Origin of the sequence: Amycolatopsis dongchuanensis (assembly GCF_039542405.1) — a bacterium.
Classification (GTDB): domain Bacteria; phylum Actinomycetota; class Actinomycetes; order Mycobacteriales; family Pseudonocardiaceae; genus Amycolatopsis_E; species Amycolatopsis_E sacchari.
In genome coordinates, this window is the sequence record NZ_BAABIB010000018.1 from 101,805 (window position 1) to 116,785 (window position 14,981).

The 14,981-nt window shown below is 71.8% G+C and carries 16 protein-coding genes; 8 read left to right on the forward strand and 8 right to left on the reverse strand.

Features of this window, described 5'->3' with window-relative positions; genetic code table 11:
• Positions 1–74 precede the first annotated feature (74 nt).
• Positions 75–1,436 carry a rhodanese-like domain-containing protein gene (locus tag ABFX51_RS04010; RefSeq protein ID WP_346052238.1) on the forward strand — a complete coding sequence of 454 codons (1,362 nt, stop codon included), beginning with the start codon at positions 75–77 and terminating at the stop codon, positions 1,434–1,436.
• Entirely contained in the window at positions 1,433–2,230 is a 798-nt protein-coding gene (locus ABFX51_RS04015) for a sulfite exporter TauE/SafE family protein (RefSeq protein WP_346052240.1), read from the forward strand. Before ABFX51_RS04010 ends, ABFX51_RS04015 begins: the two co-directional genes overlap by 4 nt.
• Here the strand turns inward: ABFX51_RS04015 and ABFX51_RS04020 are convergent.
• Positions 2,227–2,616, reverse strand: a complete 390-nt coding sequence (locus ABFX51_RS04020; protein WP_346052242.1) for a DUF302 domain-containing protein — start codon at positions 2,614–2,616, stop codon at positions 2,227–2,229. The two genes, ABFX51_RS04015 and ABFX51_RS04020, sit on opposite strands and share 4 nt — an antisense overlap.
• Before the next feature lie 127 nt (positions 2,617–2,743).
• Here ABFX51_RS04020 and ABFX51_RS04025 point away from each other — a divergent pair, with 127 nt between their 5' ends.
• Positions 2,744–3,016, forward strand: a complete 273-nt coding sequence (locus ABFX51_RS04025; protein WP_346052244.1) for a metal-sensitive transcriptional regulator — start codon at positions 2,744–2,746, stop codon at positions 3,014–3,016.
• Positions 3,017–3,269: 253 nt separating this feature from the next.
• On the opposite strand, the gene ABFX51_RS04030 is transcribed toward ABFX51_RS04025, so the two are convergent.
• From ABFX51_RS04030 to ABFX51_RS04040, 3 genes are read right to left on the reverse strand one after another with little or no spacing between them, the layout of a single operon-like run.
• Positions 3,270–3,878: a TetR/AcrR family transcriptional regulator gene (locus ABFX51_RS04030; protein WP_346052246.1), complete on the reverse strand. Its 609-nt coding sequence runs from the start codon at positions 3,876–3,878 to the stop codon at positions 3,270–3,272.
• A gap of 33 nt (positions 3,879–3,911) precedes the next feature.
• Complete coding sequence (locus tag ABFX51_RS04035; RefSeq protein ID WP_091506054.1) at positions 3,912–5,720, reverse strand: bifunctional sugar phosphate isomerase/epimerase/4-hydroxyphenylpyruvate dioxygenase family protein; 1,809 nt, start codon at positions 5,718–5,720, stop codon at positions 3,912–3,914.
• A complete protein-coding gene (locus ABFX51_RS04040; protein ID WP_245783011.1) occupies positions 5,707–6,582 on the reverse strand; it encodes a shikimate dehydrogenase in 876 nt (291 codons plus the stop codon). The genes ABFX51_RS04035 and ABFX51_RS04040 overlap by 14 nt, the downstream gene beginning before the upstream one ends.
• A 119-nt stretch (positions 6,583–6,701) precedes the next feature.
• Between ABFX51_RS04040 and ABFX51_RS04045 the strand changes: the two genes are divergently transcribed.
• The 3 genes from ABFX51_RS04045 (at position 6,702) to ABFX51_RS04055 (ending at position 9,571) form a co-directional block, all read left to right on the forward strand.
• Positions 6,702–7,355, forward strand: coding sequence for a TetR/AcrR family transcriptional regulator (locus ABFX51_RS04045; RefSeq protein ID WP_091506055.1), 654 nt, complete (start codon positions 6,702–6,704; stop codon positions 7,353–7,355).
• A 126-nt stretch (positions 7,356–7,481) separates the two neighbouring features.
• The gene (locus tag ABFX51_RS04050) at positions 7,482–8,819 is read left to right on the forward strand and encodes an MFS transporter (RefSeq protein WP_091506057.1); all 1,338 of its coding nucleotides are present in this window, start codon (positions 7,482–7,484) and stop codon (positions 8,817–8,819) included.
• The gene (locus ABFX51_RS04055; RefSeq protein ID WP_346052249.1) at positions 8,816–9,571 is read left to right on the forward strand and encodes an N-acyl homoserine lactonase family protein; all 756 of its coding nucleotides are present in this window, start codon (positions 8,816–8,818) and stop codon (positions 9,569–9,571) included. Before ABFX51_RS04050 ends, ABFX51_RS04055 begins: the two co-directional genes overlap by 4 nt.
• 470 nt (positions 9,572–10,041) lie before the next feature.
• On the opposite strand, the gene ABFX51_RS04060 is transcribed toward ABFX51_RS04055, so the two are convergent.
• Together ABFX51_RS04060 and ABFX51_RS04065 are read right to left on the reverse strand one after the other, a co-directional pair.
• Positions 10,042–10,734: an alpha/beta fold hydrolase gene (locus ABFX51_RS04060; RefSeq protein ID WP_346052251.1), complete on the reverse strand. Its 693-nt coding sequence runs from the start codon at positions 10,732–10,734 to the stop codon at positions 10,042–10,044.
• Positions 10,735–10,755: 21 nt separating this feature from the next.
• On the reverse strand, positions 10,756–10,908 hold the full coding sequence (locus tag ABFX51_RS04065) for a hypothetical protein (protein ID WP_346052253.1): 153 nt from the start codon (positions 10,906–10,908) through the stop codon (positions 10,756–10,758).
• Between the two features lie 108 nt (positions 10,909–11,016).
• Here ABFX51_RS04065 and ABFX51_RS04070 point away from each other — a divergent pair, with 108 nt between their 5' ends.
• A complete protein-coding gene (locus ABFX51_RS04070; protein WP_346052255.1) occupies positions 11,017–11,814 on the forward strand; it encodes a polysaccharide lyase family 7 protein in 798 nt (265 codons plus the stop codon).
• Here the strand turns inward: ABFX51_RS04070 and rho are convergent.
• A complete protein-coding gene (gene rho, locus ABFX51_RS04075) occupies positions 11,811–12,869 on the reverse strand; it encodes a transcription termination factor Rho (RefSeq protein WP_346052257.1) in 1,059 nt (352 codons plus the stop codon). The genes ABFX51_RS04070 and rho overlap by 4 nt on opposite strands.
• A 150-nt stretch (positions 12,870–13,019) precedes the next feature.
• Positions 13,020–14,123, reverse strand: a complete 1,104-nt coding sequence (locus ABFX51_RS04080; RefSeq protein ID WP_346052259.1) for an FAD-dependent oxidoreductase — start codon at positions 14,121–14,123, stop codon at positions 13,020–13,022.
• 81 nt (positions 14,124–14,204) lie between these two features.
• Here ABFX51_RS04080 and ABFX51_RS04085 point away from each other — a divergent pair, with 81 nt between their 5' ends.
• On the forward strand, positions 14,205–14,873 hold the full coding sequence (locus tag ABFX51_RS04085; protein WP_346052261.1) for a TetR/AcrR family transcriptional regulator: 669 nt from the start codon (positions 14,205–14,207) through the stop codon (positions 14,871–14,873).
• The last annotated feature ends 108 nt before the right edge of the window (positions 14,874–14,981 follow it).

Below are 14,981 nucleotides of genomic sequence, written 5' to 3' on the forward strand. Positions count from 1 at the left end.
CCGGCGCGTTCCGGCAGGAAGGGGAAGGGACGAGCGGCCTCAATACCCCCTGGGGGTATTTGGGAGGAGCAGTGATGATCGAGGTCGTTCCGATCGACACCCCGGCGCTGGGTGACCGCAGCTACGTCGTGCACGACGGCGAGGTCGCGTTCGTCGTGGACCCGCAACGGGACATCGACCGGGTGCTGGCGGTGCTGGAGGACCGGGGCGTCCGGCTGACGGACGTGTTCGAAACCCACCTCCACAACGACTACGTGACCGGCGGGCTCGCGCTCGCGCGGGCGGCGGGCGCGGCCTACCACGTCAACGCCGCGGACGAGGTGTCGTTCGAGCGCCACCCGATCGAGCCAGGGCACACGGTGGACATCGGCGCGATGCGGGTGCGCGCGGTCGCGACGCCGGGGCACACGTTCACGCACCTGGCCTACGTGCTGGAGACGCCGGGCGAGCCGCCCGCGGTGTTCACCGGAGGCTCCCTGCTGTTCGGTTCGACCGGGCGCCCGGACCTGCTGGGGCCCGCCCACACCGGTGAGCTGGTACACGCGCAGTACACGTCGGCCCGGCGGCTGGCCGCCGAACTCCCCGACGAGACGAGGGTCTTCCCGACGCACGGGTTCGGCAGTTTCTGCTCGGCGACCCAGTCCGAAGCCGAGGCCTCGACGATCGGCGGGGAGAAGCGCGCCAACCCGGTGCTGACCCGGTCGGAGCGGGAGTACGTCGATTCGCTGCTCGCCGGGCTGGACGCCTATCCCGCCTACTACGCGCACATGGCCCCGGCCAACGCCGCGGGCCCGGAAGCGCCCGACCTGACCGAGCCGCGGCGGGCGGAGGCGGCGGAGTTGCGGCGGCGGATCGAGGCGGGGGAGTGGGTGGTCGATCTGCGCCACCGCACGGCGTTCGCGGCCGGGCACGTGAGCGGCACGCTGAACTTCGGGCTGGACGGCGGTTTCGCGACCTACCTCGGCTGGCTGATCCCGTGGGGCACGCCGCTGACGGTGCTCGGCGAGACGGCGGCGGACGTCGCCACGGCGCAGCGGGAACTCGTCCGGATCGGGATCGACCGGCTCGAAGCCGCGGCGACCGGCTCGCCACGGGAGTGGACCGGGGGCGGGCTGCGCTCGTACCCCACGGCGGCGTTCGCGGACCTCGCGCAGGTGCGGCACCACCGGCCGGTGGTCGTGCTCGACGTGCGGCGCGACCAGGAGTGGGCCGAGGGGCACCTCGACGGCGCGGTCCACTTCCCGCTGCACGAGTTGCCGGCCCGGATCGAGGAGGTGCCCGGCGGCGAGGTGTGGGTGCACTGCCGATCCGGCTACCGCGCGTCGATCGCGGCGTCGCTGCTGGCCGCCGCCGGACGCCGGGTGGTGCTGGTGGACGACGACTACGACAGGGCCGCGCCTGCGGGAATCCCGCTCGCCGAACCGGTGTCACCGTGACCCTGCTGCTCGCGCTGCCGGTGGGCTTGCTGATCGGGCTGAGCCTGGGCCCGCTCGGGGCGGGCGGTTCGATCCTCACGGTCCCCGCGCTGGTCTACCTGCTCGGGCAGGCGCCGCACGAGGCCACCACCACGTCGCTGCTGGTGGTCGGCGGCGCCGCGCTGGCGGGTGTCGGCGCGCACTGGCGGGCGGGCCGGGTGCGGCTGGGGCCGGGCCTGGTGTTCGGCGTACTGGGCGCCGCGGGCTCGGTCGTGGGCTCGAAGGTCAGCGCGCTGGTGGACCCGGATGTGCTCCTGCTGGGGTTCGCGGGGCTGCTGGTGGCCGCGGGAGCCGCGATGCCGGCGCGGACCCGCCGGTGTCCCGCGGAGCCCGTGGGCGGCGGTGGCGTGGCGACGAGGCAGCGCGTCACGGTGGCGCGGGCGGTCAGGGTGGTGGCGGCGGCGAGCGTGGTCGGGCTGCTCACCGGGTTCTTCGGCGTGGGTGGTGGGTTCGTCGTGGTGCCCGCGCTGGTGCTGGCGCTCGGCTACGACACGGCCGCCGCGGTGGGTACTTCGCTGGTCGTGATCGCGATCAACAGTGCCGTCGCGCTGGCCACGCGGGTTTCGGGGCAGGGGCTGGTGCCGGACTGGCGGCTGCTCGGGGTGTTCCTGGCCGCGGCGGTGGCCGGGGTGCTGGCGGGCAGCCGGGTGTCCGCGCGGGTCGCGCCGGGCAGGCTGACCAAGGCCTTCGTGGTGATGCTGGGCGCGGTCGCGCTCTACACGGCGGTGCGGAGCGCGATCCAGCTCGGGTTCTAGCTGTCCAGGGTGTCCAGTGCGGTGCGCAGCCGGGCGGCGGCTTCGGCGGCGACGGGTGCGAAGCCCGGCTCTTCCGTCGCCTGGACCATGATCTCCGGGTCGAGTGCCTCGACCAGGGTGCCGTCCTCGCTCTCGCGCACGACGACGTTGCAGGGCAGCAGCAGCCCGATCCGCCGGTCCACTTCGAGGGCGCGGTGGGCCAGCCGGGGGTTGCACGCGCCGAGGATCAGGTAGCGCTCGGTGTCCTCGCCGATCTTGTCCCGCAGCGTCTGCCGTACGTCGATTTCGGTGAGTACACCGAAGCCCTGTTCCTTGAGTGCCGTCCGGGTGCGTTCGACCGCCTCGTCGAACGGCAGGGGGACCCGCACGCTGATGCCGATGTCCACGAGGATCCTCCCTTTCGTGGTCGGGGAAGTGTTTCCGGTTCCCCGGCGTTGTTTTCCATGATACCCCGCCAGGTATTGCCGGGTCCGGGTACCGTGATACCCCTCGGGGTAGGAACAGGAGGCTGTGGTGAAGTTCGAAGCGGACGAGCTGTCCGATGTGGTGAAGCGGTTGCGGCGGGCGCAGGGGCAGCTCGGCGGGATCATCCAGATGATCGAGTCCGGCCGGGACTGCAAGGACGTGATCACGCAGCTGGCCGCGGCGTCGCGGGCGCTGGACCGGGCCGGGTTCAAGATCATCGCTACCGGGATGGACAAGTGCCTGGCCGAAGAGCGGGCCGGTTCGCCCGAGGCCGAGGCCAACCGGGCCCAGCTGGAGAAGCTGTTCCTCAGCCTGGCCTGACCTCTGGCGGCCGGGGTCAGCGGCGGCCGAACGGCCACCGCGAGCGCGGTTTCCGCGGCTCCGGCGTACACGAGCACCGCTGCGCGACGGGGACGTCGCCGAGTACCTGCTCGACATGCCTACCGCAGCCGCGGAACGTGGGCTTCTCGCACCGTGGACAGGTCACCTTCTGGCACATGGATACCTCCTCTGGACTCAGAGTACCCCCGGGGGTATCGAAGAGGTAGTCGCGGGCCTGGTCCACTGGGGACACTCAGGCGGACGGCCAGTTCCGCAACGCCGCGTCGGCCACCTGCTGGAGTTCGTCGCGTGCGACGCCGCCCGCGGCCTGGACGGCGATGCCGTTCCCCACCGTCAGGACGTACCGGGCGAGCACCACGGGATCGGCGTCCGGCGGCAGATCACCGTCGTCGATGGCCTGCTGGAAGCGGTCGCGCAGGCGCGCGCACACCTCGTCGCGCCAGGCGGTCAACGTGTCGCGGGCCGGCCGGCCGAGCTCCCCCGCGGCGAGCGCGCCCTGCACGGCCAGGCAGCCGTGCGGGCAGTCGGGCCGGGTCGTGGCGCGCACCGAGCCGGTCAGGAACGTCGCCGCCACCTCCCGCGCGGTCGGCTCCTCCAGCGCCTGGCCGACGTAGGCGGCGGGCCCCCCGGCGTAGCGCCGCAGGACCTTGTGGAACAGCTCCTCCTTGTTGCCGAACGCCGCGTACATGCTGGTGCGCGCGATGCCCATGGCGTCGGTCAGGTCGCTGAGGCTGGCGCCTTCGTAACCCTGCCGCCAGAAGACGAGCATGGCCCGCTCGAGTGCTTCGTCCTCGTCGAAGCCCCTCGGCCGGCCGATCGGAGCTTTCCCGCTGGAGCCCATGACCGCATGGTATGCCCCTTCGGCACCGATCGGTCAGGAAGTGGGGGCACCGCCGAGCCGCGCCCTGCGGTGCGCGGCCATGCGCACGGGCGCGTTCGCCGCGCCGTACCCCGCGTAGCCGCCGATCCGCTGCACCACCTCGAAGAACACCCGCGAACCGGTGCCGAGCGGGGTGCAGAAGTGCAGGAACTCACCCCGTTCGTCGCGGTCGTAGAGGATCGAGTGCTCACGCAGCTTCGCGAGCAGCCCAGCGGGCAGCTCCAGCCGCGCGTCGAGGTCGTCGTAGTAGTTGTCCGGGATCTCCAGTGTCCGCAGGCCCAGCGCCCGCATCCGCTCGGCGCTCGCCACCACGTCCTCGCTCGCGAGCGCGATGTGCTGCGGGTCCTGCACACCCGGGGCCCACTCGCCGCGCCGCAGCACCGCCACGCTCAACGCCAGCCGCACCCGGTGTCCCGGATCGGCCATGGGCAGGCTGCGCACGAGGCCGAACGGCGCCGCGAACTCGGCTGCCGCCTCGGGCCGCAGGCCCAGCACCGACCGGTAGAACAGGGCCGCGCCGTCGAAGTGGTCGAAGGGCTGGGTCAGCGCGACGTGGTCGATCCCGGTCAGTCCCGTGTCGTGGCGTGGCCCGTCCACCGGGGTGAAGTCCGCCAGCCACGCGTCTGTACGGGTCAGGAACACCGCCGTCCCGTCCGGCGCCTCCACCGCGGTCAGGTCCGCTTCGTCCGCGCGGTGTTCGCGCGGCAGCTTCGGTGCGAGCAGCTTCTCGGCCCGGTCCGCCGAGGCGGCCGGGTCGGCGCTGTCCACCGCGATCGCCCCGATCCGCGTCCCGCCGCTCGCGTCCGCGGAGTTGAGCAGCACGCGCACGTTTCCCTGCTGCCACAACTGAACCGGCTTCGACCGGTGCTGTCCGGCGTGGGTGAGGCCGAGCGCGGCCAGCGTCGCCGCCGTCTCCGGCCCGGCCGCGCTCAGCTCGACGAAGGAATGCCCCGCCAGCTCCGGCGGCGCCGGGATGTCGGTGTGCCCCACGGCTTCCTGCAGACTCACCAGCGATCGCATCGCGTCCACCGCCGCCGGCCGGGGGTCGGCCTGGCGGAAGACGTCGTTGAACACCTCCAGCGACAACGGCCCGTCGTACCCGGCGGCCAGCACCGCCCGCAGGAAACCGGGGAGGTCGAACGAACCCTGCCCGGGGAAGAGCCGGTAGTGGCGGCTCCACTGCAGCACGTTCATGTCCAGCCGCGGCGCGTCCGCCAGCTGCAGGAAGAACAGCTTCGACGCGGGGATCGTGCGGATGCCCGCCAGGTCCGTGCCCCGGGAGAGGATGTGGAAACTGTCCAGGCACAGCCCCAGCGCGGGGTGGTCCGCGCGCCGGACGATCCGCCAGGAGTGGTCGTAGGTGTTGACGAACCGGCCCCACGCGAGCGCCTCGTAGGCGATCCGGATCCCGCGCTCGGCCGCCCGCGAAGCCAGCAGGTGCAGCTGTTCGGCGGCGAGGTCGTCGTCGTCCACGGCGTCGGGGGAGACGGTGGAGCAGACGAGCAGGGTGTCCGCGCCCAGCTGCTCCATGACGTCGAACTTGCGCTCGGCGCGGCGCAGGTTCGACGCGAGCACGTCCGGCGGCACCGCCTCGAAATCCCGGAACGGCTGGTAGAGCTCGATGGACAGGCCGAGCTCCTCGCAGTGCTTGCGCAGCGCGGCGGGGGATTCCGGCGAGGCGATGAGGTCGTTGTCGAAGATCTCCACCCCGTCGAACCCGGCCGCGGCGGCCGCGGTGAGCTTGTCCTCCAGCGTGCCGGACAGGCAGACGGTGGCGATGCTCCGGCGGTCAGTTCGGGACATGGGCATCCTCACGGACGAGCGTGTCGAAGTGGCGGAGCATCCGGTCCGCGTCCGGTTCGAGGCCGGTGAACAGCCGGAACGCGTCCGCGGCCTGGAAGACCGCCATCCGGCCCCCGTCGAGCACCCGGCACCCCCTGGCGCGGGCGGTCGTGAGCAGTTCGGTGTCCAGCGGGCGGTACACGACGTCGGCCACCCACAGCTCCGGCCGCAGCAGCTCCGGTGGCACGGCCGAACCGGGGTGCTCGCGCATCCCGGTGGGGGTGGCGTGCACGAGACCGTCGGCGCCGCGCAGCGCGGTGGCGAGGTCGTCCGCGCGCCGCGCCCGGTCCGCGCCGAAGCGGCGGCGCAGGTGCGAGGCGAGCGTGCCGGCACGGGACCGGTCCGTGTCGACCACGCGGATCTCGCCGGCCCCGAGGGTGAGCAGCGCGTGTGCGACCGCGACCCCGGCGCCGCCCGCGCCGATCAGCACGACGTGGTCGAGCGGGGCGTCCGCGAGCCCGGCGCCGACGCTGCGGGCGAACCCGGAGACGTCGGTGTTGTGCCCGATCGCCTTGCCGTCGCGGAAGACCACGGTGTTGACCGCGCCGAGCGCCGCCGCGTCGGGGGAGAGGTCGTCGAGGTGCTCGATGACCAGCTGCTTGACGGGGTGCGTGACGTTGAGCCCGGTGAACCCGGTGAGCCTCGCCGCGGCGAGCACCTCGCCGACCGCGGCGGGCGGCAGGCCGAGCGCGTCCAGGTCGAGCAGGCGGTACAGGTAGCGGAGCCCCAGCGCGGCCGCCTCGTGTTCGTGCAGCGCGGGGGTCAGCGACGGCCCGATCCCCGTGCCGACCAGTCCGATCAGGTGGCTGTCACTAGAGATCACTCGGTCTCCTCGCACGCAGGCAATGTACGAACTGGCTAGTTAATTGTACGCACCAGGGGGGCCCGGCGGAAGAGGCGTTACAGTGGCGGCACTGGAAACACCAGCTCGGAGGGGACTTCTTGAGCGCGCAACCCGGCGAAGCCGCAGGGGCGGAGCGCACGCGCGACCGTGACCGCACGCGTGCCGACATCCTCGAAGTCGCCACGCGCGAGTTCGCCGACAAGGGGTACGACGGCGCCAGGGTGGACGAGATCGCCGCGAAGACCAGCACCACCAAGCGGATGATCTACTACTACTTCGGCAGCAAGGAGGGGCTCTACATCGCGGTCCTCGAACGCGCGTACGCGTTGATCCGCGGTCTGGAGCAGGAGCTGGACGTCGAGCACCTCAGCCCCGCCGACGCGATCCGCCAGCTCGCGGAGCTGACCTTCGACCACCACGAGTCCCACCCCGACTTCATCCGCCTGGTCGGCATCGAGAACATCCACGGGGCCGAGCACATCGGGCGCTCGTCCATGCTGTCCGGGCTCGCGACGCCGGCGCTGGACGTGCTCGGCCGGATCCTCGAACGCGGGCGCGCCGAGGGGATCTTCCGCGACGACGTGGACCCCCTGGACGTGCACATGATCATCAGCGCGTTCTGCGTGTTCCGGACCGGGAACCGGTACACGTTCCGCGCGATCTTCGGCCGGGACATGCTCGACCCCGGACGGCGTGCGCACTACCGCACGATGCTCGGCGAGCTGGTGCTGGACTACCTCACCGCGCGCTGAGCCGCCGCCGGATCGCCTCTTGACAAGCGTCCTCGCGTGCCACAGCATCTCCAATTAACCATCTGGTACATAACTATCCAGTCCGTTCAATCCTGCTTCTGCAACGGCGCGACAGAGGAGATCGACGTGACCGCCCAGCCAGACACCAGCGGGGGCACGCCCAGGAAGGCCGCGCTCGCGGCGTGGATCGGGAGCGCGCTCGAGTACTACGACTTCTTCATCTACGGCACCGCCGCGGCCCTCGTCTTCGGCAAGGTGTTCTTCCCGGCCTCGAACCCGACGGCGGGCACCCTGCTGGCGCTGTCCACGTTCGGTGTCGGCTATGTGACCCGGCCGCTGGGCGGGATCCTGCTCGGCCACCTCGGCGACCGGTTCGGGCGGAAACGCGTGCTGGTGCTCACCCTCCTGCTCATGGGAGTGTCCACAGTGCTCGTCGGCTGCCTGCCGAGCTACGCGAGCGCCGGGCTCGCCGCACCCGTCCTGCTGGTGGTCCTCCGGCTCCTGCAAGGGCTTTCCGCGGGCGGCGAGCAGGCGAGCGCCAACTCGATGAGCCTGGAGCACGCGCCCGACCACCGCCGCGCGTTCTTCACGAGCTTCACCCTCAGCGGCACGCAGGCGGGCCAGATCGTGGCGACGGCGGTGTTCCTGCCGGTCGCCGCGCTGCCCTCGCCGGCGCTGCTGTCGTGGGGCTGGCGGGTCCCGTTCTGGCTCAGCGCGGTCATGGTGCTCGTCGGCTACCTGATCCGGCGCAGGCTGCAGGAGACGCCGGTGTTCGAGCAGGAGGTCAAGGGCGAGGCGGCGAAACTGCCGCTGGTCGTGCTGCTGCGGGACCACTGGGCCGACGTGCTGCGGGTGATCGTCGCGGCGCTGATCGCTTCGGTGAGCACGATCTTCACCGTGTACGCGCTGAGCTTCGCGGTGAACACCGTGGGCCTGTCCAGGACGCCGATGCTGTGGGTCGGGGTGCTCGCCAACATCGCCGCGGTGGTGTCGATCCCGTTGTGGGCCAAGCTTTCCGACCGCGCCGGGCGCAAACCGGTCTTCGTCATCGGCTCGCTGGGGTGCGCGGTGCTGATCTTCCCGTACCTCGGCTCGATCGCCGCGGGGTCGTGGGCGTGGATCTTCGTGCTCGGCATCGCCATGTTCGGTGTGGTCTATACCATGACGAGCGCGGTGTGGCCGTCGTTCTACGGGGAGATGTTCCCCGCGCGCGTGCGGTTGTCCGGTATGGCGATCGGCACGCAGATCGGGTTCGCGATCAGCGGTTTCCTGCCGAGCATCGCGGCCGCGGTCGGCGGTTCCGGCAAGGGCGCGTGGCTCGGGGTCTCGCTCTTCACCGCGGGACTGTGCCTGGTCAACGTGATCGCGGTGGCCACCGGGCGGGAGACCTACCGGGTGCCCACGGACCGGCTGGGCCTGAAGGACCCCGCGCCGCTGCCGGTGAAGACCGAGGTGCGTGGTTGAGCACCTACCGCGTCTACGCGCTGTGCTACGCGCGGCGCACCGGACGGCGTGGCCAGCACTTCTGCGGTTACGACGAGCGCTGGGACGAGCCGCACCCCACGGCGTACTACGTGTGGCTGGCCGTTTCGGCGGAGCACACCGTGGTCGTCGACACGGGGATCGGCCCGTCCCGCGCGGAGGGTTTCGACGACTACGTCGAGCCTTCCGCGCTGTTGGCGGAGTTCGGGGTGCCGGCGGGGTCGGTGGACCGGGTGGTGCTGACCCACCTGCACTACGACCACACCGGCACCGCCGCGGCGTTCCACTCCGCCAGGTACGTCGTGCAACAGTCCGAAGTGGACTACTGGACCGGCCCGGTTGCCGCCCGCATAGAGCGGGAGAAGTGGCTGGTGGACCCCGGCGACGTCGACGCGGTCCTCGGTTCCGGCCGGGCCGACGTCGTGTCCGGTGACGTGGAGGTGCTGCCGGGGCTGAGCGTGCACCTGGTCGGCGGGCACACCGCGGGTATGCAGGTGGTGCGGGTCGCGACGGAGCGCGGCCGGGTCGTGCTGGCGTCGGATGCGAGCCACTTCTACGAGAACATCGAGGATGATCGCCCCTTCCCGATCCTGCACTCGACGCCGGGGATGTACGCGGCGTTCGACCGGATCAACGCACTGGCGGATTCGCCGTCGCTGGTCGTCGCGGGGCACGATCCCGAAGTGCTGCACCGGTTTCCCGCCGAGACCGAGCGCGTGGCGCGGATCGCCTAGGAATGCCGGGCACCGAAGCCAAACGCCGTTATTTGCGTGAGCAGGGGGTCGCCCGTGGAACGCACCGCCCACCTCGATTCGCTGCTCGGGCAGCCGGACCGGTAGCGCGGCCACGGCCCGGGGTGGGTGTGCGGCGGGTGGGGTTCGGCGAGGGCGGCTACCGCCCGGGGAGGGCAGTTGCTCAGCGGGGTGGCTGGATCGGTGGCGGCTCGGGTAGGTGGCGGGCGACGCCTCGCCCCGGCGCGGGTGGCCACTGGTGGGTGAAGTTCCCGGCGGGCTGCCGTCTGGCGGGCCTGGCCGTATCGGCGACGCCGTCCGCCCCGGCGCGGCCGGTGGGCGAAGTTCGCCGCGGGCCACTGCCCGGCGGGGGTGGCAGAGCCCCGGCCAGCCGGATCGACGGCGGCTCGGGCACCCGGCTCGGTAGCTGACCCCCTGCGGGGAGGCCATTAGCGGATGAACTCCCCGGCGCACTACCGCCCGCCACGGGCGAGGAGCTCACGCACCGCCGCCGCGGCGGCCGGAGCGTCCTCCCACACCGGGGTGTGTCCTGTTTGGACGAAGCGGACCTCGCAATCCGGCAGCCCCGCCGCGAGCGCCTCCGCGTCGGCGGCTGAGCGGGCTCTGTCGTGCACACCGTGCAGAACCGTTGCGGGACAGGTGATCCGGGGCAGCTCCGGCGTCAGATCGCGGTCGCGCTGACTGCGGAGCACTTCGAGCGCCGCGGCCTGTGGGACTCCGGCTGCGTACGCGAGCAGCGTCTCGCGGAACTCCGGTGGCACCGGCTCGGCGAACGACCGGTCGAGCACGGCGGCGTGCAGCCGCGGACCCCACGCGGTCGCGATCGTGTCGAGGATGCTGTCCACGTCCCCGTGCCCGCGCATGTGCGCGCCGGTGTTCGCCAGCAGGAGCCCCGAAACCAGCTCCGGCCTGGCAGCGGCGAGCGCCAGCGCGATGCAGCCGCCGGTGGAGTGCCCGGCGACGAGCACGGGGCCGCCGTGACGCTCGATCCGCTCGGCGGTCCGTGCGGCGACGTCGTCGATGCGCCAAGGCCCTGACCCGCTCATCCAGTCGACGGCATCCAGCTCCGTGGTGTCCGGCAGTTCGGCCGCAAGCCGGTCGAAGACGCGGGCACTGCACAGGGTTCCGGGAATCGCGACGAGCACGGTCCCATCGTGCCACCGTGGTCAGCGCGGCCGGTGGACCAGGTCCCGCAGCCACGGCTGGGCCATCGCGGGCTCGCGGACGAGGTGCCGGACGAATGCGTTCCTCATCCCGTCCGCGAGCCCGGCCTCGGCAACGGCGACCGCCTCCGCGAGTGTTTCGAGGGTGGTCGGCAAGCGCGGCCACGGACTGGTCCAGACCTCATACGGAAAGACTCTTTACAAACTCTATCCCCGTTCCCTACCGTCGAAGACGTGGGGGACTGACCCGAAGGAGCGTGTTCCGTGCAGGTTGTCAACGGCAGGACCCGGAGCAGGACACTCGCGGTGCTCGCGTGCGGCGCGCTCGCCGCCGCCACCGCACTCGCGGCACCGGCCTCGGCGGCCGCCGCGCTCGACCCGACCGTCGCCCCGGGCGGGAACTTCGACCTTTCGGTGTGGTCGCTGCAGTTGCCGATCGGTTCACCGGGTTCGCCGACGACGATCGGGCCGTCGCAGCTGAAGGGGCCGGACGGCTACACCAACCCGGCGTACTTCTGGACCGACAAGAACGACGGCTCGATGACCTTCTGGGACCCCGAATCCGGGGTGACGACGCCGAACTCGAACTACGCCCGCACCGAACTGCGCGAGATGAACCCCAGCGGCAGCGCGGCCGATTGGCCCCTGTCCGGCACGCACACGCTGTCCGCGCGGCTGCGGGTCGTGTCGGTGACGTCGAACGTGTGCGTCGGCCAGATCCACCTCGGCAGCGGTGGCTCGTCGACGAAACCGCTGCTGGAGCTGTACTACCACGCCAACGGCGATGTCGTGCTGGGGCTGGAGAACTCGCCCGGCGGCGGGCAGACGCCGCACACCCTCACCAACGTGCCGCTAGGCACGCAGTGGACCTACGTGATCGCGATCGTCGGCGGCAGGATCCAGGTGACGGTCAACGGCCAGGCGCACACCTACCCGATCGCGTCGGGATTTTCGGCCTACCGCCAGTATTTCAAGGCGGGCGACTACAACCAGTCTTCGTCGAGCAGTACCAGCAAGGGGGCGAAGGTGAAGTTCTACGCCCTCACCGTGGCGCACAGCTAAGCCGCCCGCGTGGCCGGTCCGTGCAGTGAAGCGGCGACGCGGGTGACGAACTCGGCGTTGGACCGGGTGCTGCGCAGCTGGTCGAGGAACTGCACCGCCGTCTGCTTCGGGTCCTTGCCCGCCAGCGCGCGGCGGACCTCGGCCAGCACGGCCAGTTCGGCGGGCGGCACCAGCAGTTCGTCGCGGCGCGTGCCGGACGCGAACAGGTCGACGGCCGGGTGGACGCGGTGGTCGGCGAGGGTGCGGTCGAGCCGGAGCTCGGCGTTGCCGGTGCTCTTGAGTTCTTCGAAGAACACGGTGTCGGCGAGAGAACCGGTGCCGATCAACGCCGTGGCGACGATCGTGAGCGAGCCGCCGCCCTCGATGTTGCGTGCGGCGCCGAGGATCTTCTTCATGGGGTGCAGCGCGCCCGAATCGACACCGCCGGAAAGGACGCGCCCCGACGGCCGGGCGGCGAGGTTGTAGGCGCGGCCGAGGCGCGTGAGCGAATCGAGCAGCAGCACGACGTCCCGTCCCGTTTCGACGAGCCGTTTCGCCCGTTCCACGGCCAGTTCCGCGACGGCGGTGTGCTCGCCGGGTTTGCGGTCGAACGTCGACGCCACGACCTCGCCCCGCACCGTGCGGCGTGTGTCGGTGACCTCCTCGGGCCGCTCGTCGGCGAGCAGCACCATGAGGTGCACCTCGGGGTGGTTGGTCGCGACCGCGTGCGCGATCGCTTGCAGCACAGTGGTTTTCCCGGTCCGCGGCGGCGCGACGACGAGCGCGCGCTGCCCCTTCCCGAGCGGTGCGACGAGGTCGATGACGCGGGTCGTGAGCTGGTGCGGGGTGGTTTCGAGGACGAGACGTTCGTCCGGGTGGACGGGGGTGAGCTCTTCGAAGCGGGGGCGCTTTCCCCCGGCGGGCGCGGCACCGTTGAGGGCGATGAGCTCGTCGTCCTCGATGACGAGTTCGTCGCCGCGGCGCAGGCCGTGCTCCCTGATCAGTCCGTTGTGGACCACGGTGCCACCCAGGGTGGCGGTTTTTCCTCTGATGTCGAGGATTCCGGAAATGGGCATGGTTTCACCTCTGATGATGGGTAAGCGGAAATTCCGCGAACGCGACACCCGGATCTTGCTCGGGTGGTGGAGAGAGATTTCCCGCGGGCGGCGGAGCCGGCATCCGCGAGGGATCGAGGTGAAGGTAGCACGGGTTGCGCCGCTTGACAATCAGCAGGCCTGCCCGGTCAGCAGGGCGACCATGCTGTGGGGTGCGTCGTCACCGAGCATGATCGCGTACGAGTCGTCGTCGGCCGCGGCGGCGGCGCGGCCGAACATGGCCTGTTCGTGCTCGGCGAACGCGGCCTCGGCGTCGCCGGGGCGGGCGGCGAGGGCCCGGCCGAGTTCGGCTCCGTCGAGCATGGCCAGGTTGGCGCCTTCGCCGTTGGGCGGCGCGAGATGCGCGGCGTCTCCGAGCAGCGTCACGCCCGGCACACGGTCCCAGCGGTGCCCGGCGGGCAGGGTGAAGATGGGGCGCGGGACCGGCGGGGTGTCGCTGCCGGTGATCAGCTCGGTGAGTTCGGGGGCCCAGTCGCGGTACTCGTCGACGACCCGGGCGGCCACGTCCGCGGCGTCGTCGAGCCAGTCCTGCGGCTTCCGCAGTTGCGCGTAGGTGTGCAGGGTGCCGCCGCCTTCGCGGTGTGCCAGGAGTCCCTGGCCCGGCGCGAGCGCGAACAGGGACCCGGTGCCGACGGCCTTCGCGGCCGCGGGGTGGCGGACGTCCGCGTCGTGCAGGAACGTCTCGATCACGGAAATCCCGCTGTACTCGGGAACGGCGCCGGAGAGCAGCGGCCGTACCCGTGACCACGCGCCGTCGGCGCCGACGAGCAGGCTCGCGGTGACCGAGGTGCCGTCGGCGAAAGTCACCTCGTGCCGGCCGTCCCCGAGAGACCGCACAGCGGTGACCTTGTGTCCCCAGTGGACAGTGCCGGGCGGGAGTGAATCGAGCAGCAGCCGCCGCAGTGCGCCGCGGGGCACCTCGGGGCGCTGTCCGCTGCCGTCGTCGGGCTGGTCGAGCAGGACGGTGCCCGCCCGGTCCAGAACCCGGTACGACTCGCGGCCGGGCAGGACCAGCTCGCGGAACTCGTCGAGGAGACCGGCGGCATCGAGCGCGGGCTGGCCGTTCCAGGGGTGGATGTCCAGGAGCCCGCCCTGGGGGCGCGCGTCCGGTGAGTGCTCCGCCTCGTACACGGTGACCGGGATGCCGTGTACGTGCAGCACTCTGGCCAGCGTCAGCCCGCCGAGTCCCGCGCCGAGGACCGTGATCGCCGTCATGGGAATTCCTTCCTGTTGGATCGCCAATCCAAAACGCTACACCAGTTTGGATCGGCGATCCAGCCATGCGAGACTGAGCCCATGGCGAACAGGGCAGCGGCGCGGGGGCGGCGTCAGGACGGGTTGTCGCGGGAAGTGATCATCCGGGCCGCGACCGACCTGCTGGACAGCGGCGGCGAGAGCGCGTTGACGTTGCGGGCGCTCACCACCCGCCTGAAGACGGGTTACGGCGCCGTGTACCACCACGTCGCCGACAAGGACGACCTCCTCGCGGCGGCCACCGACGAGGTCGTCGCCAGGGTCCTGGCCGGCGTGGCCGTCGACGCGGAGCCGCGGCAGGCCCTGCGTGGGCTGGCACTGGGCCTGTTCGACGAGATCGACGCGCACCCGTGGGTCGGCGCGCAGCTGGCCCGGCACCCGCTGGAGTCCGCGACGCTGGAGATCTACGAATGCGTCGGCAGGCTGCTGGACGCGCTCGCCGTGCCCGGGCGAGCGCTGTTCGACGCGGCGGGCGCGCTGATGAACTACGTGCTCGGGGTGGCCGGGCAGAACGCCGCGCAGGCCAGGAGTGCGGAGGGTGCGGACCGGGCGGCCTTCCTGGCGGCGGTCGCCGGCCGGTGGGCGCGGCTCGACCCCGGCAGGTACCCGTTCGTGCGGAAGGCCGCGGCCCGCCTGCCCGAGCACGACGACCGTGAACAGTTCCTCGCGGGCATCGACATCTTCCTCGCCGGGATCGCCACGCTGGGTTGAGAACCGGCGGAGCGGTCGGGCCTTCGGGGTCAGGTGGTGGTCGGCGGCCACCACCTCCGCCGCCGTGGGCGCGCCGTCCGGGTCGGTGAGCTAGTGCGACCCGACCGC